This is a genomic window from Flavonifractor porci (assembly GCF_037572415.1).
Classification (GTDB): Bacteria; Bacillota; Clostridia; order Oscillospirales; family Oscillospiraceae; genus Flavonifractor; species Flavonifractor porci.
In genome coordinates this window covers 315,876-334,893 of sequence record NZ_JBBHLB010000001.1, presented here as the reverse complement: position 1 = coordinate 334,893, position 19,018 = coordinate 315,876, and the positions used below count along the sequence as shown (strand labels likewise).

Annotated in this window: 20 protein-coding genes and 2 riboswitches; of the genes, 5 read left to right on the top strand and 15 right to left on the bottom strand. The window is 58.9% G+C overall.

What is annotated here, in order from left to right:
* Positions 1–106 precede the first annotated feature (106 nt).
* Genes WHJ28_RS01640 through trxA form a run of 4 tightly spaced genes read right to left on the bottom strand, consistent with a single transcriptional unit; the run spans position 107 to position 3,100 of the window.
* Positions 107–1,405 carry a redoxin domain-containing protein gene (locus WHJ28_RS01640; RefSeq protein WP_340039328.1) on the bottom strand — a complete coding sequence of 433 codons (1,299 nt, stop codon included), beginning with the start codon at positions 1,403–1,405 and terminating at the stop codon, positions 107–109.
* On the bottom strand, positions 1,402–1,836 hold the full coding sequence (locus tag WHJ28_RS01635) for an RrF2 family transcriptional regulator (RefSeq protein WP_340039327.1): 435 nt from the start codon (positions 1,834–1,836) through the stop codon (positions 1,402–1,404). Before WHJ28_RS01635 ends, WHJ28_RS01640 begins: the two co-directional genes overlap by 4 nt.
* Positions 1,837–1,852: 16 nt before the next feature.
* The gene (trxB, locus tag WHJ28_RS01630) at positions 1,853–2,770 is read right to left on the bottom strand and encodes a thioredoxin-disulfide reductase (protein ID WP_340039326.1); all 918 of its coding nucleotides are present in this window, start codon (positions 2,768–2,770) and stop codon (positions 1,853–1,855) included.
* Positions 2,771–2,785: 15 nt separating this feature from the next.
* Positions 2,786–3,100 carry a thioredoxin gene (trxA, locus tag WHJ28_RS01625; RefSeq protein ID WP_340039325.1) on the bottom strand — a complete coding sequence of 105 codons (315 nt, stop codon included), beginning with the start codon at positions 3,098–3,100 and terminating at the stop codon, positions 2,786–2,788.
* Positions 3,101–3,333: 233 nt separating this feature from the next.
* Here trxA and WHJ28_RS01620 point away from each other — a divergent pair, with 233 nt between their 5' ends.
* Positions 3,334–3,951: a collagen-like domain-containing protein gene (locus WHJ28_RS01620; RefSeq protein WP_340039324.1), complete on the top strand. Its 618-nt coding sequence runs from the start codon at positions 3,334–3,336 to the stop codon at positions 3,949–3,951.
* Positions 3,952–4,008: 57 nt separating this feature from the next.
* Positions 4,009–5,082 (top strand): tetratricopeptide repeat-containing glycosyltransferase, encoded by a 1,074-nt coding sequence (locus tag WHJ28_RS01615; protein ID WP_340039478.1) that lies wholly within the window; start codon positions 4,009–4,011, stop codon positions 5,080–5,082.
* Positions 5,083–5,117: 35 nt separating this feature from the next.
* On the opposite strand, the gene queA is transcribed toward WHJ28_RS01615, so the two are convergent.
* Together queA and WHJ28_RS01605 are read right to left on the bottom strand one after the other, a co-directional pair.
* Positions 5,118–6,143, bottom strand: a complete 1,026-nt coding sequence (gene queA, locus WHJ28_RS01610; protein WP_340039477.1) for a tRNA preQ1(34) S-adenosylmethionine ribosyltransferase-isomerase QueA — start codon at positions 6,141–6,143, stop codon at positions 5,118–5,120.
* Positions 6,140–7,825, bottom strand: coding sequence for a SpoIID/LytB domain-containing protein (locus WHJ28_RS01605; RefSeq protein ID WP_340039322.1), 1,686 nt, complete (start codon positions 7,823–7,825; stop codon positions 6,140–6,142). The genes queA and WHJ28_RS01605 overlap by 4 nt, the downstream gene beginning before the upstream one ends.
* Positions 7,826–7,923: 98 nt before the next feature.
* Positions 7,924–8,096, top strand: a riboswitch (Lysine riboswitch).
* Between the two features lie 152 nt (positions 8,097–8,248).
* On the opposite strand from WHJ28_RS01605, the gene asd reads away from it, so the two are divergent.
* From asd to dapB, 3 genes are read left to right on the top strand one after another with little or no spacing between them, the layout of a single operon-like run.
* Positions 8,249–9,334: an aspartate-semialdehyde dehydrogenase gene (gene asd, locus WHJ28_RS01600; RefSeq protein WP_340039321.1), complete on the top strand. Its 1,086-nt coding sequence runs from the start codon at positions 8,249–8,251 to the stop codon at positions 9,332–9,334.
* Between the two features lie 6 nt (positions 9,335–9,340).
* Positions 9,341–10,234 carry a 4-hydroxy-tetrahydrodipicolinate synthase gene (dapA, locus tag WHJ28_RS01595; RefSeq protein ID WP_340039320.1) on the top strand — a complete coding sequence of 298 codons (894 nt, stop codon included), beginning with the start codon at positions 9,341–9,343 and terminating at the stop codon, positions 10,232–10,234.
* 23 nt (positions 10,235–10,257) lie between these two features.
* Positions 10,258–11,025: a 4-hydroxy-tetrahydrodipicolinate reductase gene (gene dapB / locus WHJ28_RS01590; protein ID WP_340039318.1), complete on the top strand. Its 768-nt coding sequence runs from the start codon at positions 10,258–10,260 to the stop codon at positions 11,023–11,025.
* 314 nt (positions 11,026–11,339) lie between these two features.
* Here dapB and WHJ28_RS01585 read toward each other — a convergent pair whose 3' ends face one another.
* The 9 genes from WHJ28_RS01585 to WHJ28_RS01545 all read right to left on the bottom strand — a co-directional run bounded on the left by WHJ28_RS01585 (position 11,340) and on the right by WHJ28_RS01545 (position 18,874).
* Positions 11,340–11,894, bottom strand: coding sequence for a flavodoxin family protein (locus tag WHJ28_RS01585; protein WP_340039317.1), 555 nt, complete (start codon positions 11,892–11,894; stop codon positions 11,340–11,342).
* Positions 11,891–12,433, bottom strand: a complete 543-nt coding sequence (locus WHJ28_RS01580) for a nucleoside-triphosphatase (RefSeq protein ID WP_340039315.1) — start codon at positions 12,431–12,433, stop codon at positions 11,891–11,893. The genes WHJ28_RS01585 and WHJ28_RS01580 overlap by 4 nt, the downstream gene beginning before the upstream one ends.
* Positions 12,430–13,566, bottom strand: coding sequence for an ABC transporter substrate-binding protein (locus tag WHJ28_RS01575; RefSeq protein ID WP_340039314.1), 1,137 nt, complete (start codon positions 13,564–13,566; stop codon positions 12,430–12,432). The genes WHJ28_RS01580 and WHJ28_RS01575 overlap by 4 nt, the downstream gene beginning before the upstream one ends.
* Positions 13,567–13,634: 68 nt before the next feature.
* Positions 13,635–14,411 carry an ABC transporter ATP-binding protein gene (locus WHJ28_RS01570; protein WP_340039313.1) on the bottom strand — a complete coding sequence of 259 codons (777 nt, stop codon included), beginning with the start codon at positions 14,409–14,411 and terminating at the stop codon, positions 13,635–13,637.
* Positions 14,408–15,478, bottom strand: coding sequence for a FecCD family ABC transporter permease (locus WHJ28_RS01565; protein WP_340039311.1), 1,071 nt, complete (start codon positions 15,476–15,478; stop codon positions 14,408–14,410). Before WHJ28_RS01565 ends, WHJ28_RS01570 begins: the two co-directional genes overlap by 4 nt.
* The gene (locus WHJ28_RS01560; protein ID WP_340039310.1) at positions 15,475–16,047 is read right to left on the bottom strand and encodes an FmdE family protein; all 573 of its coding nucleotides are present in this window, start codon (positions 16,045–16,047) and stop codon (positions 15,475–15,477) included. The genes WHJ28_RS01565 and WHJ28_RS01560 overlap by 4 nt, the downstream gene beginning before the upstream one ends.
* On the bottom strand, positions 16,028–16,750 hold the full coding sequence (locus tag WHJ28_RS01555; RefSeq protein WP_340039309.1) for a class I SAM-dependent methyltransferase: 723 nt from the start codon (positions 16,748–16,750) through the stop codon (positions 16,028–16,030). The genes WHJ28_RS01560 and WHJ28_RS01555 overlap by 20 nt, the downstream gene beginning before the upstream one ends.
* A gap of 22 nt (positions 16,751–16,772) precedes the next feature.
* The gene (locus WHJ28_RS01550; protein ID WP_340039308.1) at positions 16,773–17,339 is read right to left on the bottom strand and encodes a hypothetical protein; all 567 of its coding nucleotides are present in this window, start codon (positions 17,337–17,339) and stop codon (positions 16,773–16,775) included.
* Positions 17,309–17,445, bottom strand: a riboswitch (molybdenum cofactor riboswitch). Its footprint overlaps the gene before it by 31 nt.
* A 235-nt stretch (positions 17,446–17,680) precedes the next feature.
* Complete coding sequence (locus WHJ28_RS01545) at positions 17,681–18,874, bottom strand: AI-2E family transporter (protein WP_340039307.1); 1,194 nt, start codon at positions 18,872–18,874, stop codon at positions 17,681–17,683.
* Positions 18,875–19,018: the final 144 nt, after the last annotated feature.

Genomic DNA, 19,018 nt, shown 5'->3' with positions numbered 1-19,018 from the left:
AATAAAACCCCTTTATTTTGCAAGTGCTATTATCATACCAGAAAGCAAGTAAAATGACAACGCCCCAAAGCCAGAAAGAGCGGCGCCATGCGCCGCTCTTCCCTCATTATTTTACGCTGTCCATGGTCTGCTGCACCACCGACTCCATGATGGACGCCGTCATAGCGCCCGGCACATAGCCGTACACGTTGCCCTTGGCGTCGATCATAAAGGTAGTCGGAAAGGCGGCAATGCCGTAATTGGCCAGGGTCGTGCCGGTGGTATCCATGAGCACCGGGAAGGTGTAGCCGTTGTCCTCCAGGAACTGCTCCATCTCCTCCTGGGACACGTCCTGTCCACCGGGATTGGCCACGGCCAGCACCACCAGATCCTCGCCGTTTTCTCCATAACTCTCATATAGCTTCTGGATGTCGGGCATCTCGCTCTTGCAGGGGCCGCACCAGGTGGCCCAGAAGTTGAGGAACACCGTCTTGCCCTGGTAGTCGGACAGAGTATGGGTGTTGCCGTACTGATCGGTAAGGGTAAAGTCGGGGGCGGCGATCTCAGGCTTTGGGGTAGGCTCAGCAGACGGCTCCGGCGAGGCACTCTCCGCGGGCTCCGGGCTCCGGGTGGCCTCCGGCGCGGGAGAGACGCTTTCGCTCTGGGTGGGCGTCCCGGTTACGCCGGCCCCGCCGCCGATGCCGGACAGATAGCCGGTGATGCCGTTCATAAAGCCGGTGAAGGTCATAATACCCATCAGGACCAGCAGAGCCGCCCCCACCTTGCCGGTATACTTGACCACCTTCTGGTGGGTCCTGAAGAAGTTGAGCACCGTGCCGGTGAAAATACCCACCGCCAGGAAGGGGATCACAAAGCCCGCGGTGTAAACGGCGATGAGCAAAAAGCCCTTACTCGCGCTGGCGGCGGAGGATGCCATCAACAGCACACTGCCCAGGGTGGGACCCACGCAGGGAGTCCAGGCAAAGCTGAAGGTAAAGCCCAGCACCAGAGCCACCAGGGGGTTCATGGCCCACCGGTCCAACCGGAAGGGCAGCCGGTGCTCGGTCTCCAGAGCGGCGGCCTTACCAAAGAAGCCGAACTGATAGACGCCGAAGAGGATCATAACGATGCCGCTGATGCGGGCAAACAGGGTCTGATTGCCGCTGAAGAAGCGGCCCGCAGCGGTAAAGCCCAGCCCCAGCACAAAGAAAGCGAAGCTGACGCCGATGACAAAGAACAGGGTATTGATCAGCACCTTGCCTCTGGGATAGCGGATGTTGCCCTTCTCATCCACGGTCCGGGCGCCTCCCGCCAGATAGCTTACATACAAGGGTACAAGAGGGAGCACGCAGGGAGAAAAGAAGCTGAGCAGGCCCTGCACAAAGACGGTGAGTACCGGTACACCGGTCTCAAGCTGTAAATTCATAGGTGTTCTCCTTTTTGTATGGATTCCAGTTGTGTCTCCAGGTCGGCCAGGGTCAGCCCAGCCAGCTGGGTCCGGCAGCGCCGGTCCAGATCGTCAAACAGATGGTCCATCACCCCGGCCATGCCGGAGGCCACCATACATCCGCAGTCCAAACCCCCGCCGCTGTGCCAGGCAGGCTCCACGAACCGAACCTCCAGGGCGTCGGCTACCGTATCCAGGGTGAGCCTGGCAGGGTCGGCCACCAGCTGATAGCCGCCGTCGGTGCCGGTACGGGTGGTCACCAGCCCCGCCTTTTTCAGCTTGGCCATCACCTTGCGGACCCGAGCCGGGTTGGTGCAGATGTTGGCCGCAAGCTCCTCGCTGGAGAGCAGACATCCCCGTTTATCCAGATAGATCAGGGCGTGGACCGCCACACAGAATAGACCATTCATGGAATGGAATTCTCCTTTATACGCGTTTGAGCAGATAGTCCTCCGCCCAGTGGGCGGCGTTGGCGCCGTCGGCGGCGGCGGTGATGACCTGCCGCAGGGCCTTGGCACGCACGTCCCCAGCGGCAAACACACCGGGTACGCTGGTACGGCAGCTCTCGTCCGCTACCAGATAGCCCGCCCCGTCGGTCTCCACCTGTCCGGCAAAGAGGGCGGTGTCGGGCACCCGGCCCACCGCCACGAAGAGGCCGTCGCAGGCAAGTTCGCTTTTCTCGCCGGTGACCACGTTCTCCAGCGCAACACCTGTCAGGTGCTTCTCCTTGCGCAGATCTGTCACACGGGTGTTCCAAAGGATCTCCACTCCCGCCTCCTCCAGGGCCTTGTGGTACACCGCCGAGGCCCGCAGACTGTCCCGCCGGTGGATCAGATAGACCTTTTTGCACAGCTTGGACAGGTAGAGGGCGTCCTCCACAGCGGTGTTGCCGCCGCCGTTTACTGCCACCACCTTGCCCCGGTACATCATGCCGTCGCAGGCGGCACAGTAGGCGATCCCTCTCCCCCGCAGCTCGCTCTCGCCGGGCAGGCCCAGTTCTCTGGGGTAGGCCCCGGTAGAAAGGACCACCGCATCGGCGGTCAGTTCCCCCTCGCTGGTGCGGAGCACCTTGGGGCTGTCAGTCAGATCGACCCCGGTGACCTCGGCGTAGATGGTCTCCGCCCCGTATTTCCGGGCTTGCTGCTCCATCTTTTCCCCCAATTCGAAGCCGTCCACCCCGTCAGGGAAGCCGGGGTAGTTGTCAATGACCGAGGTGGTGGCCATCTGGCCGCCGGGGGACAGCTTCTCCACCACCGCCGTCTTGCGGCCGCTGCGGGCGGCATACAGGGCCGCTGTGTAGCCGGCGGGGCCGCCCCCTATGATGAGAATTTCATAATGCGCCATGCCGTCCGCCTCCTTTTACAGTCCCATCCACTCAATGATCTGAGCCTTGGAACCGGGGTTCACGATGGGCTCCCCCGTCTCCCCGTTTTTGAAGAGGAACAGGGTGGGAATGACCTCTACCTCAAACTGCTCTTCCAGACCGGGCTCCTCGTCGATGTTGATCTTGCCCACCACCAGCTGGCCGTCAAACTGCTGGGCGATCTGGTCCAGCACCGGGCTGATCCGGCGGCAGTAGCCGCACCAGGGGGCCCAGAAGTCCACCAGAACCGGCTTATCGGAACGAAGCACCACTTCTTCAAAATTGTCTTTGGTAATGGTAATGGGAGTCATATCCATCGTCCTTTCCATTGAAAATGACCGGCAATCGCCTGACGATATTATATACTTCTAACTGTAACTTTATTTGTTTCATTTTATGGTTTAACTATATCAGGTGGAGTTAGTCTTGTCAACCCCGTTTTCCTACTTTTTTGCTAGGTCTTTGGGCAGCGCACCTTCCGGCAGGCAATCGCATAGGCTGTCATGTGGCACAGCCACAAGCCAAGCGGATAAAGGAGTACAATATGAACCATTATCTTCCCTCTGATCGGGAGTGGAGACGGAAACAGGAGGGCGCCGCCTGCTGCTGTCCGCCGGGCTGCTGCCCGCCGCCCTGTCCCCCTCCCTGCCCCGTGCCTGGTCCCACCGGACCTACCGGAGCGACCGGCCCGGCGGGCGCTACCGGTCCCACTGGCCCTGCCGGTTCCGGCGCTGCGGGCGCTACTGGTCCCACTGGCCCTGCCGGTCCCACCGGACCCACCGGACCTGCCACCCCCGGACCCACTGGCCCCACCGGCGCGGCAGGCATGACCGGGCCCACCGGTCCCCAGGGTATTCCCGGACCTGACGGCGCTACCGGTCCCACCGGGCCTCAGGGCATCCCCGGCCCTGATGGCGCTGCCGGCCCTACCGGACCCACCGGCCCTGCTGGTACAGCGGGTACTGCCGGCTCTGCCGGACCCACTGGCCCCACCGGCCCTGCCGGGGTTGCCGGCCCTACTGGGCCCACCGGCCCTGCCGGCGAGACGAATGCGGCTGCCGCGGTCACCGCCCTGCAAAGCAATGCCAGTCTGCCCACCGTCATCAACACCGTCAACCAGATCATTCAAAACCTGAAGGCCGCCGGTCTGATGGAATCCTGATCCCGCGGGAGGGGGGCTGCTTGCCCCCCTCCCGTTCTGTGAAAGGAGGAACCCCTCATAAAGATCGTAGTTTATGCCATCTGTAAAAACGAGGCTCAATTTGTGGACCGCTGGATGGACTCCATGTCGGAGGCCGACCAGGTGGTGGTGCTGGACACCGGCTCCACTGACGACACCGTGGCCCGTTTGGAGGCCCGGGGGGCCGCTGTCACCGTGGAGGCCATCGTCCCCTGGCGGTTCGACACCGCCCGCAACCGTTCTCTGGAACTGGTGGATGAGGATGCGGATATCTGCGTGTGTACCGACCTGGACGAGGTGTTCCATCCCGGCTGGCGGGCGGCCCTGGAAGCGGCCTGGACCCCAGAAGCAGGTCAGGCCCGGTATCGCTATACCTGGTCTTTCCGGCCCGATGGGGCCGAGGGCGTGGTATTCTGGTATGAAAAGATCCACCGCCGCCACGGTTACCGGTGGGTCCACCCGGTCCATGAGATCCTGCGCTGGGAGGGCTCCGGCCGGCCCGGCCCCATGGTAACGGCGGCGGGGGTGCAGCTGGACCACCACCCTGACCCCTCCAAATCCCGGGGCCAGTACCTTCCTCTGCTGGAACTGTCGGTACAGGAGGAACCGGAGAACGACCGAAACGCCCACTATCTGGGCCGGGAGTATTTCTTCCATGGCCGGTGGGACGACTGCATTGCCACCCTCCAGCGGCATCTGTCCATGCCCACTGCCACCTGGAAGGATGAGCGGGCGGCCTCCATGCGGTACATCGCCAAGTCCTACATACAAAAGGGGGACCCCGCACAGGCCAGAGGCTGGTTCTTCCGGGCCGCCGCCGAGGCCCCCCACCTGCGGGAGCCCTGGATGGACCTGGCCACGCTCTGCTACCAGCAGGAAAACTGGGATGGTGTGCTCTACTTTACCGGAATGGCCCTGTCCATCACCGTCCGCCCCGATACCTACATCTGCGAGGCAGAGGCCTGGGGTCCGCTCCCCCATGACCTGCGGTGTCAGGCCTATTTCCGCACCGGCCGCATCTCCCCCGCGCGGGAGGAGGCACAAAAGGCCCTGGCCCTCTCCCCTGCCGATCCCCGGCTGGTGGGCAACGTGGAGCTGCTGGGCAGGATGTAAAAAAGGCCTGCCGTAACGGCAGGCCTTTGGCTGTTTCAGCAAATGAACATGGCGTCTCCGAAGGAGAAGAAGCGGTATTTCTGCTCCACCGCCTCTTTGTAGGCGGCCAGGATGTGCTCCCGGCCCGCCAGAGCGGACACCAGCATGATGAGGGTGGATTCCGGCAGATGGAAGTTGGTGATGAGGCAATCCAGCGCTTTGAATTTGTAGCCGGGATAGATGAAGATATTGGTCCATCCGGCGCTCTCCTTCAGGGTCCCGTCCTCCGCCGCCCAGCTCTCAATGGTGCGGCAGGAGGTGGTGCCCACGCAGATCACCCGGCCTCCCTCGGCCTTGGTCCGGTTGATGGTCTCGGCGGTCTCGGCGGAGATCATGCAGTACTCAGAGTGCATCTCATGGTCCAGGATGTCCTCCTCCTTCACCGGGCGGAAGGTGCCCAGACCCACATGGAGGGTCACATAGGCCAGACGCACGCCCATGTCCTCCACCTGCTTGAGCAGCTCCTTGGTGAAGTGGAGACCGGCGGTGGGAGCGGCGGCGGAGCCCACCTCCCGGGAGTAGACGGTCTGGTACCGCTCCGGGTCCTGAAGTTCGGCCTTAATATAAGGAGGCAGAGGCATTTTGCCCAGCTGCTCCAGCTTTTCCAGGAAAATGCCCTCGTAATCGAAGCGGACCAGCCGGTTGCCCCCCTCCAGCACCTCGGTGACCTCGGCGGTGAGCTGACCCTCGCCGAAGGACACCCGGGTACCAGGTTTCATCTTACGGCCGGGCCGCACCAGGCACTCCCAGGTCTTATTGCCCCGGTCGATGAGCAGCAGCACCTCCACCGCTCCCCCGCCGGGCTCCCGGTGGCCGATGAGCCGGGCGGGCAGCACCCGGGAGTCGTTGAGCACCAGGCAGTCTCCCGGTCTCAGCAGAGTGGGCAGATCGAAAAAGTGCATATGTTTCGTTTCGCCGGTATGCTTGTCCAGCACCAGCAGCCGGGAGGAGTCCCGCTTCTCCAGAGGAGTCTGAGCGATCAGCTCCTCCGGCAGGTAAAAGTCAAAATCAGACGTCTTTATGGCTTGCGCACCTCTATTCCAGTATAGTAGAAGTTCAGGATATCCTGATAAGTATGGCCCTGCTGGGCCATGGCATAAGCGCCCCACTGGCTCATGCCCACGTTGTGGCCCCAGCCGGAGCCGGTGATGGTAAACACGGCGGAGCCGTCTCCGCCGCTGCCGCCGGAGGGGGTGGCCTGGGTCACCTGGCCGCCGCCGTCAATGATGTACACGTCGCTGCCCAGCTTGGAGGTGGAGCCGCTGCCGTCGATGGCATAGGCCTCGTCCAGGCTGCCGAGAGTACCATTCCCGTTCACCGTGTAGCCCCCTCCCCCGCCGGACGAACCGCTGCCGGCGGAGCTGGACACGGTGTAATGGATGCTCCGCAGCCCCAGGAAGGTACGGCAGTCGTCCCGGATCTTGCTCCAGGTCCTGCCGGAGGAGTCGGTGAAGGTGATCTCGATGGCGTTGCCGGTGGGACTTGTCTTGGTGACCCGGAAATCCACGATGCCCGAGTTGGTGTAGCCCTTGGAGTTGAGCAGATCGGTGAGCTCCTGGGCCGTATAGGTCACCGTCCAGTTGTAATTGGGGACCTTGCTGGCCACTGACGCCTCATAGGGGTCGTACTTGCCCACCAGATAGGCCACATTGCTGCCCCACACGTTGACGGCACTCTCAGTGGCGCCGCCGTCATGGGAGGAATAGACCGCCTCAATGAGGGAGCCGTTGTACCAGGCGTATTCGCCATAGGTCTGCTCCACCGCCTTGCTGCTGGAGGCCGTCACCGCGTCCATCCCCATATAGGCCTGACAGTGGATGGAATTGCAGATATCAAAGCCCTGGCTCTTGTGCTTGCTGGCGGTATAGTTGCGGTAAGCATAGGTACGGGCACACACCGCCTGGGCCTTCAGGGCCTCCAGAGGCCAGGAGGAGCTCATCTCCCGGACGATGACCCCCTGTACATAATCCTCCAGACCGATGACGTTGCTCACCGTCAGGTTGCCGCCGCCGGTCCGCTGGTATTGGAAGCCGCCGTAATAGGTGTTGCCCCGGAAGATGGTCTCGGTCTTGACGCTGTCGTCCAGGCCGGGCTTGATGCCCAGACACTTGGTGGCGCTGTCAAACTGGAAGAGGATCTGGCCGGTGCCCGTCTTGACCACCGATACCCCGGCGCTGGAGGTACCCACGATCTCGGCATCGGTCAAACCCAGTTCGGTCTGAGCCGCCTGGGCGGATTCCTTGTCCAGATAGGCACCCACTTTGGCCTGCCACTCCCCGTCGATCCAGGCCACAAAGCCGCCGGACTGAGCGGAAGCTGCTGCAGCGGCCTCATCGTACGAGCTGTAGCTGCCGGGCAGCTTCAGATGCCAGCAGCCCACGGCAATATCGGAGGTAATGGTGTCGTAGTAGCCCGCCCATTTGCCCACGGTGCCATAATAGACATTCTGGGCCTTGACCACCGAGATGGCGGTCTCACTGGTGGCGGCCAGCTGCTGAAAGACCCGGTTGTCGTCATAGTAGCCCAGCCGGTAGCCGCTGCCCACATCGTTGAGCAGGTTGGCCCCGGGCAGAGCGTTGGAGCCGTAAAAGAGGCCCACCTTGATGGTGGGGTCCACCGCCACTGAGGCGGCGGAGGCCGGCGCCTGGCTCAGCGGAAGGGCGATAGCCAGGGCCAGAGCTGCAATCTGCACAATTTTTTTCATCTTTCCTGTTTTCATTTGGCGGAAATCCCATCTCGCTTTCGTTGACACTTTGCCAGAACTTGTGGTACAATTTTGCAAACTAAATAGCGAAATTACATTTGCAGGATAGAGGCGCGGCTCTTCAGGAGTAGCGTGGTGAGGGCGCCGGGCCCGGTGAACCGCGTGAAAGGGGAGGCCGCCGAAGGGACGCTCCCGGTGGTGCGTTTGCCTGGTCGCCCGGATAAGATCCGTTCGACTGTCGCCGCAGCTGCGGCGGAGTGCTGTCTGCTTTTGTCTGGTATGGTCGGGGACGCACTGTCCCTGTCATTATAGTACAAAATCAGCAGTTCTGTAAACTGCTGATTTTCTTTTTCTTTTCGCCATCAGTTTCCGGTCTGAGACAGGCCGGTGTTGGAATAAGATTTAAGCAACGGAGGTATGGTCATGGAAAAATACAAAGTAGGCGTCATCGGCGGCACCGGTATGGTGGGCCAGCGTTTCGTTTCCCTGCTGGAGAATCACCCCTGGTTCCAGCTCACCGTCATCGCGGCCAGCAGTCGCTCCGCCGGCAAGACCTATGAGGAGGCCATCGGTTCCCGCTGGGCTCTGGAGAATCCCATGCCCGAAGAGGCCAGGAAGATGGTGGTCATGAACGCCCAGGCCGATATCGAGGCCATTGCCTCCCAGGTGGATTTTGTCTTTTCCGCCGTGGATATGAAGAAGGAAGAGATCCAGGCTCTGGAGGAGGCTTACGCCAAGCACGAGTGCCCCGTGGTCTCCAACAACTCCGCTCACCGCTGGACGAGCGACGTGCCCATGGTGGTGCCGGAGATCAATCCCGAGCATATCAAAGTCATCGAGGCCCAGCGAAAGCGACTGGGGGTGGAGCGCGGGTTCATTGCCGTTAAGTCCAACTGCTCCCTCCAGAGCTATGTTCCCGCCCTGCACCCCCTGCGCGGCTTCGGCCTGAACCAGGTGCTGGTCTGCACCTATCAGGCGATTTCCGGCGCGGGTAAGACCTTCGACACCTGGCCTGAGATGGTGGACAATGTGATCCCCTACATCGGCGGCGAGGAGGAGAAGAGCGAGCAGGAGCCCCTGAAGCTGTGGGGCAAGGTGGAGAACGGGGTCATCGTCAACGCCCAGTCCCCCTCCATCACCGCCCAGTGTCTGCGGGTACCCGCGTCCAACGGCCATATGGCCGCTGTGTTCGCACGCTTTGAGAACAAACCCTCCATGGAGGAGATGAAAGAGATCTGGGCAAATTACAAGGGCCGTGCCCAGGAGCTGGCCCTGCCCTCCGCGCCCAAGCAGTTTTTGCACTACTTTGAGGAGCCCGACCGCCCTCAGACCCGGCTGGACCGGATGACCGAGGGCGGCATGGCGGTCTGCATTGGCCGTCTGCGTCCCGACACGCAGTATGACTATAAGTTCGTCTGCCTGTCCCACAATACCCTTCGCGGCGCCGCGGGCGGCGCAGTCCTTCTTGCCGAACTTCTGTGCGCGGAGGGTTACATTTCAAGGAGGTAACCCTATATGAGAGAGCCTGTTTTTACCGGAGCCTGCTCCGCCATTATCACCCCTTTTGACCACAGCGGTGCCATCAACTACGATCTGTTCGGAAAGATCATTGACGAGCAGATCGAGCGGGGCCTGGACGCCATCTGCGTCTGCGGCACCACCGGCGAGTGTTCCACCCTGACCATCCGGGAACACATTGCCGCCGTGGAATACTGTGTCAAGCGGGTGAATGGCCGGGTCAAGGTCATCGCCGGCGCGGGCAGCAACGACACTTCCGCAGCCGTCTACCTGTCCCAGCACGCCCAGGACTCCGGCGCCGACGCCCTGCTGCACGTCACCCCCTACTACAACAAGGCGTCTCAAACCGGCCTCATCAAGCACTACGAATACATCGCCGACCGGGTGGATCTGCCCATCATCCTCTATAATGTGCCCTCCCGGACCGGCGTTTCCTTCACAGCCGAAACCTACAAGGTACTCTCCCAGCACCCAAACATCAACGGCGTCAAGGAGGCCAGCGGCAACTTCTCTCTGCTGGCCCATACCCTGGCTATCTGCGGTGACGACTTCTACGTCTGGTCGGGCAACGACGACCAGGTGGTGCCCATGATGAGCCTGGGGGCCAAGGGCGTGATCTCGGTGGTGGCCAATCTTGCCCCCGAGGTCATGATCCGGATGACCCACCTGTGCCTGGAGGGCAAGTTCGATGAGGCGGCCGCCCTTCAGCTGGGCTACATGGACTTCATCGACGCCCTCTTCCTGGAGGTCAACCCCATTCCCATCAAGGCCGCCATGAATCTGGCGGGCTATGACATCGGCTCCCTGCGCCTGCCTCTGTGCGATATGAGCGACGGACCGCTGGAGACCCTCCGTCAGTCTATGGTCAAGGTGGGCCTGCTCTCCGCCTGAGCCACCGGGAAAGGATGTTGGAAATGCTTCGTTTGATCCTCTCCGGCTGCAACGGCCGGATGGGCCGGGCGGTGGAACATCTGTGCGCCGCCCAGCCCGACCTGGAGATCGCCGCCGGATTTGACCTGCTGGGGACTGGTGACCGGGACTTCCCCGTGTTCTCCTCCCCCGCCGAATTCCGGGGGCAGGCCGACGCCCTCATCGACTTCTCCTCCCCTGCCGCCCTGCCCGCCCTGCTGGACTTCTGTATGCAGCGGAACATCCCGGCGGTGCTGGCCACCACCGGCTACTCGGAGGAACAGCTGGCCGCCATTGACCAGGCGGCACGGGTCATCCCCGTGTTCCGCTCCGCCAATATGTCACTGGGGGTCAACGTGCTGCTGGCCCTGGTACGCCAGGCCGCCGCGGCTCTGGGAGCGGATTACGATATCGAGATCGTGGAAAAGCACCATAATAAAAAGGTGGACGCCCCCAGCGGCACCGCCCTCATGCTGGCTGACGCTGCTGCGGCCGCCCTTCCCTGCCAGCCCGACTATGTGTGCGACCGCCACAGCGTCCGCAAGGCCAGAGCCAAGGAGGAGATCGGCATCTGCTCCGTCCGGGGCGGCGGCATCGTGGGAGATCACGACGTGATCTTTGCCGGTGAGAATGAGGTCATCACCCTGAGCCACTCCGCCATGAGCCGGGAGGTCTTTGCCTCCGGCGCCATCCGGGCGGCCCGATTTCTCGCCGGTGTGGAGTGTCCTGGTCTCTATTCCATGACCGATCTGGTCCAGGCCACTCTTTTATAACAGAAAAAGCCCGCCCGGGGCTGCTCCGTATAAGGACATATTAAAATTAACCCCAGAATGACAGATTGAGAGAGGCCCTGGGGTGTCACCCCAAAGAAAAATAGGGAAATAGCCGCAAGCCATGAAGTGGCTTGCGGCTATTTGGTTGTCGAGAAACCCGGCTTATGCGTCAAGCACGAGCTGGGTTTCTGTCATATAGGGGGCAAAATAGGAACATAAAGAGACACAGAACACAGTCAGACAAGAACACGGCAGCTGAATCAGCCGCCGTGTTTGATGATAAACCAAATTTCTGATTTAAAAAACATCCCTGCTCAGTCGCCGTTCACCCAATTTGCGATTTCAATCACAGCGGCAACCGCCTGCTCGTCCTCCTGGGCAGGAACGGTGTCGGTATTCGGCGAGCAGGCCGTATGCTCCAGGAACCCCTGGGCATTGACCATGCGGAAAAAAGCACTGAGGTGGTGGTTTGCGTTGGCCTGATTGCCCTTGCCGCCGGCGGTGAGGATCGCCGCGGACTTTTTAGGCCTCTGCTCCAATGGCTGTTTCAGGAAGAACATCGCCGCGTGCCAGGGCTGCAGGCGACTCATAAGGCTCAAAACGGAGCCAGGCAGCGTGCCGTAATACACCGGAGAGGCAATGACGATATTGTCAAAATCGTCATCATAGATGACCTGCATCCTGTCTTTCACCACACACTTGGCAGTTTCCCAGCATCCGCGGCAGTCCACACAGGGGGCGATGCCGGAGCGGAAGGCGGAGATCTCGATGACCTCGCCCTTCAAGTGTTTGCGCAGGATGTCGATGAGATATGCTGTATTGCCGGCGGGACGGGGAGAGCCGTTAATAATCAAAGTCTTGTTACTCATACCATCTTATCCTCTCCGTCAAGCTGCTGGCGCACAAAATCCAAAACCTGCGGGAACAGCCTGTCACGGTTTTCTTCGGTGATATAAAAGCATTTTGCCCTGGGGTGGAAGCGCACCGCCTCCAAAAACGGAGTGTCCTTGGTTTTTACAGCTGCGATCACCGGAACCTGGCCGTCAAGCAAGTCCAGCACAGCGGCACAGAACTTTTCCGCCCGGGACTCCATAAACCCCAGCTCGTCCAGCAGCACAATGCCGCCTTTCTGCACAGGTTCACGCAGCTTGGGCGAAAAACGGTCAAAAACCTCGGCGGCAGCGTCAAAGCGGTGATTTTTGCAGTAGCCTACCAGATTTTCCTCCGTACGTCTGCGCTCACGCCGCGCCTCATAGATATAGATGGGGCTCCCCCGCAATTCGTCTGCGAGGGAGTCCTCTTTCTTCGTCTCAAAGCCGTACACAGGCCTGCCGCAGGCTTCCAGCACCCTGTTTATGAGGGTGCTCTTGCCCACGCCTCGTTCTCCGACGATCAGAGTATGCATCATTTGAAGAATGCGTTTGCAGTCAGAGCGGCATACTGTTCATCGGTAAGGGTCACGCCGTAGAACAGCTCATAATACTCGGTGACCTCCTCCTGCAGGTCATAGTCGCAGTACTCGGGATAGAGAATGCTGGGCAGCCACAGCAGCGCCAGATAACGCTGGCAGGCGGGAGGCGCAGCTGTCCAGTTGTGCGGGGATTCCGGTGATTCCACATATTTGCCGTTTGCGATGGCGCTGATCTGGCTCCATGCGGCATCCTCCGCGACGGTGTCGTAAATGCTGCCGGCGCCAAAGATCACGAAGTCGGGGTTCCACAGAGCGATCTGCTCGATGTTGACAGGGTTGCCCGAGCCTTTGCCGCTGGCGTTTTCGATCACGGCCAGGTTGTTGAATACCAGGTTGATGACCTCGGCCTGAGACTGGCTCTCCGCGATCACATTCAGGCCGCCGTCGCCCAGAGCGTAAATACCGTTGACCTTATTGTCGCCCACCTGTTCCATGATATCCAAAGCACGGTCATAGACCTCTTCACACCAAACAGCCATTTCTTCAGCCTTTTCCTCACGGCCCAACAGCTGCCCCAGCTTGCGGATCGCCTCGCCGTAATCGTCCAGTTTGGCCTCAATGAAGACGCAGGTGATGCCGGTCAGCTCCTGCGTGGTGGCCAGCTCTTCCTCGTAACCGGTCTTGGTATAGCCCACATCAATGACCAGCTGCGCGTTGGTGGAGGCCAGAGCCTCCACATCCAGATCGGCGGCGCCCAGAACGGTTCCGAAATAGGTCAGCTGGGACAGCCGGTCATAGTCGGGGATGTACTCGGCCATATTGTCACTCATCTGGCCGCCCAGGCCCACCATCAGATCGGGCGCGATGCCCAGCAGAATGACCTGAGCGAGCTGGCCTGAGGGCACGATGGCTGTGATCTCCTCATTGATCTCGATCTCATGACCGAGGTCGTCAATAAACGTATAAGGCTGGAAACCCTCCTTCACGGGTTCCACGGACTCAGTCGGCTGCTGCTGAGACGACTGCTGGGGCTGATTGCTGCTGGTGCTGTTCTGGTTGCCGCAGGCAGCCAGAGAACAGAGCAGGCTCAGAGCAAGCAGCATGGCGATCAGTTCCTTGATGTGTTTCATCGGATCTTACCTCGCTTTTTTGATTGATTTATGTAAATGGGTTTGTCTACTAAAATAAGCAGAGTCTGTTACACAGACTGGGCAGGCAGACACACACGCACACCATCATCGTGCATACTGTACACCTCCACAGGAATGCCGTATAGCTTCGACATCAGGGATGCCGTCATCACCTCCTTTGGCGTACCCCAGGCCAATACCTGTCCATTATGGAGCGCAAGGATCTGGTCGGAATACAAATAGGCCTGCTCCGGGTCATGGGTGGTCTGCACCACCGCATACCCATCTGCCACCAGGCTTCGGACTGTCTGCATGACCCGGATGCGGTTGCCGAAATCCAGACTGGCTGAGGGCTCGTCCATAACCAAAATCTTTGCCTGCTGGGCAATAGCCCTGGCCAACAGGCAAAGCTGCTTTTCGCCGCCGGAGCAGAACCCATAGGGGTGTTCCGCCAAATGTTCGATCTGGAGTCGCGCCAAGGCGCTTCTCGCCCGGTCCTGCTGCTCTTTACCCGGAGAGGACAGAGAACTGACCTGAGCGGCCGTTCCCATGAGCACCATGTCCAGAACGGAAAAATTAAAGGCAGGGCTGTGGAATTGCGGGATATAGGCAATGAGCTTTGCCAACTTCTGGGCGGTCATTCCGGACACCTGCTCCCCATCCACGGTGATGGTACCGGCGCTGGGAGAAAGAAGATTCAGAATACAGCGGAACAGGGTGCTCTTGCCCACACCGTTGGGGCCAAGAATGGACAGAAACTGGCCGCTGCTGACCTCGAAGCTGATGTCCTTTAATACCTGGCGCTTTCCAAAGGAGAAGTCCAGATGCGCTACGTTCAGTATCACAGCTGGTCGCCCTCCTTTATAATCAGATAAACGAAGAATGGCGCGCCTACAAAGGAAGTGAGAATACCGATGGGCAGATCGGTGGCCCACACATTGCGGCAGATGTTGTCAACCAGCAGCATGAAGATGGCCCCGAAGAGCATCGTCGCGGGAATGAGCTTTTTGTAGTCATTCCCGACGACCCTCCGCACCATGTGTGGGATCACCAGTCCCACCCAGCCAATAATACCGCTGACAGCCACGCTGGCCGCTGTGATCAGGGCGGAGCAGACGATAATAATCATGCGCAGGCGTCTTGCGTTGATCCCGAGCGTCTGGGCCTCGTCATCACCAAGAGACAGGACATTGATCCGCCAGCGCAGAATGAAAATCGGGATCAGGCCGATAGCCATTGGGATGGCTGCAAACAGGATATCCTCTGACCTGGCGCCGTTGAAACTGCCCATGAGCCAATAGGTGATGGCCGGGAGCTGCTCTTCGGTGTCTGCGATCAGCTTAATAAAGGAGGTACAGGAAGACACCAGCGAGCTGATCATGACGCCCGACAGGATCAGGCCCACCACCCGGTTCCCTCGGGCCCGATTGCCCACAAGGATGACCAGGGCTACGGTGGCCAGGCTGAATACAAAGGCCATACCGCCGATGACAGCGTTCATATAGCCCAGAATGATGGCCAGCGACGCGCCGAGCGCGGCTCCGGAGGAGGCTCCCAGGATGTCGGGCGCTGCCATGGGGTTCTGGAACACCCCCTGATAGCATGCGCCGGCGGTAGACAGGCTGCAGCCCACCATACAGGCAATGGCAATACGAGGTACACGGTATTTCAAAAACAGTGCCTCCTGGGTCGCCGTCCAGAAAGGCTCCGGCCTGAGTCCTGACACATCCAACCCCAATCGCTGACCCAACTGCTCCACCAGCTTCATCACCTGATCCCAGGTGATGCCCCCCAGCTCCCGTATGGAGATTGGGTAGCGCCCCAGTGTGGTGGACAGAATACAGGCAAGGATCAGCGCGGCCACCAGAATGACGATCACGGTGCCGAATGGGAGCTTTTTCTTCTCTGTCATCCCTTCCCACACTCCCGATCAGCAGCGGCTTCCCGGTAATAGCGCCTCCCCGCGCAGCTGCGGCAGAGGGAGACGCCTGCCACTTCCACATGACGGCCATCCGTGACCTCCTCGCCGCACCGGGCACAGGTGACGATCTCCATGGGAGGTCCGGGCATATCGCCGGCTTTCAGTTCGACAGTGACTTCCTGTGCTTCCAGCCAGCCCTCCTCGGACAGCGTTTCGTAAAAGTCCAGCAGATCTTCCCCTTCAGGCGGATGACGGTGTGCGTTTCGGACCACACGGACCGCTTTCTTGGTCTCCAGATTGACAAACGTAGCCGCTGTCTTGCCCATGTCCATACAATAATAGGTACGCTTCCCCACCGTGCAGCCGGTGGCGATCATGATGGCGTCGGCAGGGCAACGATTGCATTCCACAAAGACCATGGTCTTTTTTCGATCCGTCTCGTTGTCAAGGCCAAGCAGACGAAGCCCCATGTGGGCCATTCTCACGCCGAGGCACTGTCCGGAACAGAGGTGCCCATGAAAGGCCACGGCCCGTTCCACATCATCCCGGAAGCTTCTCATTTTCATCCCTCTCAATGATAAACAGTCCAAACTCTTTCCGGTTGGGAAGATAATAGGGCCACTTTTCGTCTCCGGTTTTCTCCAGCTTTTCCTCCAGGTACGCCTCCAGCATTTCATCACTCATAGGGCGGGTATAAGTTCGGACAAAGGTACGGGCATCCTCTATATCTGTAAGAGGCTGCCCATACTCAAGGACAAGCGCTTCATGCACATACTTTACGCCAATAGAGTCCAGATAGGCTTTTGTAGTTGCTATATTGAAACATTTTATCGTCTGATGCCCCTCGGGGCCGAAATTCCCCTTGCATTGAGCGTTTGTAATTAGAACAAACCGTTTTCCGGCCAGGTGGAAATAGTCGTCATAAATCTGACTTCCGCCAAAGAAAATTGCCATGACATTGTCCCAGGAGCCTGTCAATTCCGCTGCATCCATACACAACGTATGAATGTTTTCGATACCCTGTGTTGAAGCCTTGCGGCGCACATGCTCAACCGCGCCCGGGGCAATATCGACACAGGTGATCGCGGAACAATGATCCGCCAAAGCTAGATCTACAAGACCTGCGCCACAGCCCAAATCGCAGAGCGTTTCGCCTTCTGGAATATACTTTTTCAAGATCTGTGCCAGTTTTTTATTGTACCCGGTGTATTCTGCGGCATCTTCAAACCAGCGCACAGTCTGATTGTTCCATTTGATACGCATAGGCTGCCTCCTCAATTAAAAACTATGTTCTGTTTTCTCTGCGGTAGCGGATGAAAGCAGGCACTCCACTCTCTGTGTTTTTCAGGAATTTCATGTCTGAACGAAAAGCCCCATGTTCCGGATCACCATGATGAGCACGGTTGATCGGATAGCGACAAAGTGTGATGTGCCGCCCTCCATCGTCTGTTTCGAGAACGTCTGTTACCGTTTCAAAATACATTTGCTGGTTTTCAATACAGGTGTCGCGGTTGCCTCGAGCGAGGTGCTTGTGCCTACCCGGATAACTCAGCTGCACCTCTGGAAATGGGGTGCAGTAACCGCCAATATTTCCGATGAAATACACCGTATCCTCGTCTGTGACCACCTCATTCCAATGAACCATGAGGAATTTGGTCCATTTCCTCCACAGAGTCAGGGGGACAGGCGGCTTTGTGAAGTATATCCCCATAGCCAAAATGGAGATCAGCTGTATAAAAATGATAGCAACTTCACTTAAAACAAAAAGCTGCCTTGAAAACAAGACAGCAAAAATATACCATGCACCTACAGTTTTAGCAGGCCATAGCAGTCTTGTTTCCTTCTCAAACACGGAAAGCTATGCTGTTTCCGGCATAACTCAGTGACTGTCAACAGACAGTCAGGCCGCAAGTCATAGCATTCGCCTTAGACTCCACGGCTCGGAAACATATTTAGTTATTCTTTGGAGAGTATAACGATATTTTCAGACGATGTCAATATGAAATGCAATTAATGGGCGAAAAAGCAAACAAGGTACTGTTTGTGCAAGGTTGATTCTCGCATAAGTCGTTGTGCCACACGGTTTCTTTGAGTGAGACAACAGAAAAGGCAGACAGTGCAACTGCACTGCCTGCCCAATCCGAGAACACACTTCAAGATAGCCTTATCAGGAGTAGCGGAAGGCGGCCTTTTTTATTCTTCAGATGTCGGCCTTTGAGCGGCTTCCTCAAGAGGCTTGCCGTTGCCGTCGATCTCTTTGGCTCTCAGGCGGTTATTGACCCACTCCCGCACCAGGGCGTAGAGTACCGCGAAGGTGGGCACGCCCAAAATCATACCGGGGAAACCGAACAGGCCGCCGCAGGTGACAATGGAGATCAGCACCCAGATGGCGGACAGGCCGGTGCTGTCGCCCAGGATCTTGGGCCCGAGGATGTTGCCGTCAAACTGCTGCAATCCGATGACCAGGGCAAAGAACCGCAGGGCGGCCCAGGGGTCCACGATCACCAGAATAAACAGACAGGGAATGGCGCCGATGATGGGACCGAAGAAGGGAATGATATTGGTGACACCCACGGTAACGCTGACCAGCATGGGGTACGGGATCCGGAAAATGGCGCACAGGATGAAGCAAAGTACGCCGATGATGGCGGAGTCGATGATCTTGCCGTTGATAAAGCCCACAAACACCCGATTGGCGTGGCTGCAGATCTCCAGCAGCCGGTCAGAGCGGCGCTTGGATACCGTAGCATAGAGCAGCTTTTTCAGCTGGGGCACCAGCCGGTCCTTTCCCGCCAGCATATAGATGGAGGAAATGAGGGCGGTAATGCCCGCGATCACGCCGCTTCCGATGGCGAAGCCCACATCCAGCAGCTGGGGCAGGGCCTCCGCCGCCTTTGCGGTCACGCTGCTGATCATGTTCTGGAAATTACCGAACATATCGTTGATGGCGTCGGAATCCAGGTCAAATTGCTCGGTCAGGTCCTGTACCATCTGGTCCAGGCTGGTCAGGTAGGTCTGCATATTGCCCGCCAGATCCTTGACGCTCTGCACCACCTGGGGCACGATGAGACCCAGCAGGATGGCCACCACGGCAAAGGCCAGCACATAGACCAGCAGGATGGACAAAACACGCTTGAAGCGGTGATTGGGAAAGAGCTTCCGCTCAAAAAAGCACATGGGAGTGTTGAGCAGATAGGCAATGGCAAAGCCCACGATAAACGGGGACAAAACCCCCATAAACTGATTGATCCGGACTGTTACCACATTGAAATGGTTCAATCCCACATAAAACAATATAGCCACGATGAACACAATGAGCAGCTGCACATGGCTACCATCCAGGATGTACCATTTCTTCTTGTTCTTTTGGTCCTCTTTTTCCGGCACAGTGCCTTCCTCCTTTGCATCCGCCACACACATTGCCGGGGCGGTAAGCCTTCCAACAGACCTATTGTATCATGCCCGTTTCCCGCCTGCAACCAAAGTCAGGTAAAATTAAGAAAGGGGCTGCCGCACTGACGGCAGCCCCTG

What these genes read in the sequence shown, in the direction of transcription:
- dapA (WP_340039320.1), top strand. Translation starts at nt 9,341, where the DNA reads ATGAGAGAGCCTGTTTTTACCGGAGCCTGCTCCGCCATTATCACCCCT.
- WHJ28_RS01555 (WP_340039309.1), bottom strand. Translation starts at nt 16,750, where the DNA reads ATGCGTATCAAATGGAACAATCAGACTGTGCGCTGGTTTGAAGATGCC.
- trxB (WP_340039326.1), bottom strand. Translation starts at nt 2,770, where the DNA reads ATGGCGCATTATGAAATTCTCATCATAGGGGGCGGCCCCGCCGGCTAC.
- WHJ28_RS01635 (WP_340039327.1), bottom strand. Translation starts at nt 1,836, where the DNA reads ATGAATGGTCTATTCTGTGTGGCGGTCCACGCCCTGATCTATCTGGAT.
- WHJ28_RS01585 (WP_340039317.1), bottom strand. Translation starts at nt 11,894, where the DNA reads ATGAGTAACAAGACTTTGATTATTAACGGCTCTCCCCGTCCCGCCGGC.
- WHJ28_RS01560 (WP_340039310.1), bottom strand. Translation starts at nt 16,047, where the DNA reads ATGAGAAGCTTCCGGGATGATGTGGAACGGGCCGTGGCCTTTCATGGG.
- trxA (WP_340039325.1), bottom strand. Translation starts at nt 3,100, where the DNA reads ATGACTCCCATTACCATTACCAAAGACAATTTTGAAGAAGTGGTGCTT.
- WHJ28_RS01605 (WP_340039322.1), bottom strand. Translation starts at nt 7,825, where the DNA reads ATGAAAAAAATTGTGCAGATTGCAGCTCTGGCCCTGGCTATCGCCCTT.
- WHJ28_RS01575 (WP_340039314.1), bottom strand. Translation starts at nt 13,566, where the DNA reads ATGAAACACATCAAGGAACTGATCGCCATGCTGCTTGCTCTGAGCCTG.
- WHJ28_RS01640 (WP_340039328.1), bottom strand. Translation starts at nt 1,405, where the DNA reads ATGAATTTACAGCTTGAGACCGGTGTACCGGTACTCACCGTCTTTGTG.
- WHJ28_RS01620 (WP_340039324.1), top strand. Translation starts at nt 3,334, where the DNA reads ATGAACCATTATCTTCCCTCTGATCGGGAGTGGAGACGGAAACAGGAG.
- asd (WP_340039321.1), top strand. Translation starts at nt 8,249, where the DNA reads ATGGAAAAATACAAAGTAGGCGTCATCGGCGGCACCGGTATGGTGGGC.
- WHJ28_RS01580 (WP_340039315.1), bottom strand. Translation starts at nt 12,433, where the DNA reads ATGATGCATACTCTGATCGTCGGAGAACGAGGCGTGGGCAAGAGCACC.
- WHJ28_RS01565 (WP_340039311.1), bottom strand. Translation starts at nt 15,478, where the DNA reads ATGACAGAGAAGAAAAAGCTCCCATTCGGCACCGTGATCGTCATTCTG.
- dapB (WP_340039318.1), top strand. Translation starts at nt 10,258, where the DNA reads ATGCTTCGTTTGATCCTCTCCGGCTGCAACGGCCGGATGGGCCGGGCG.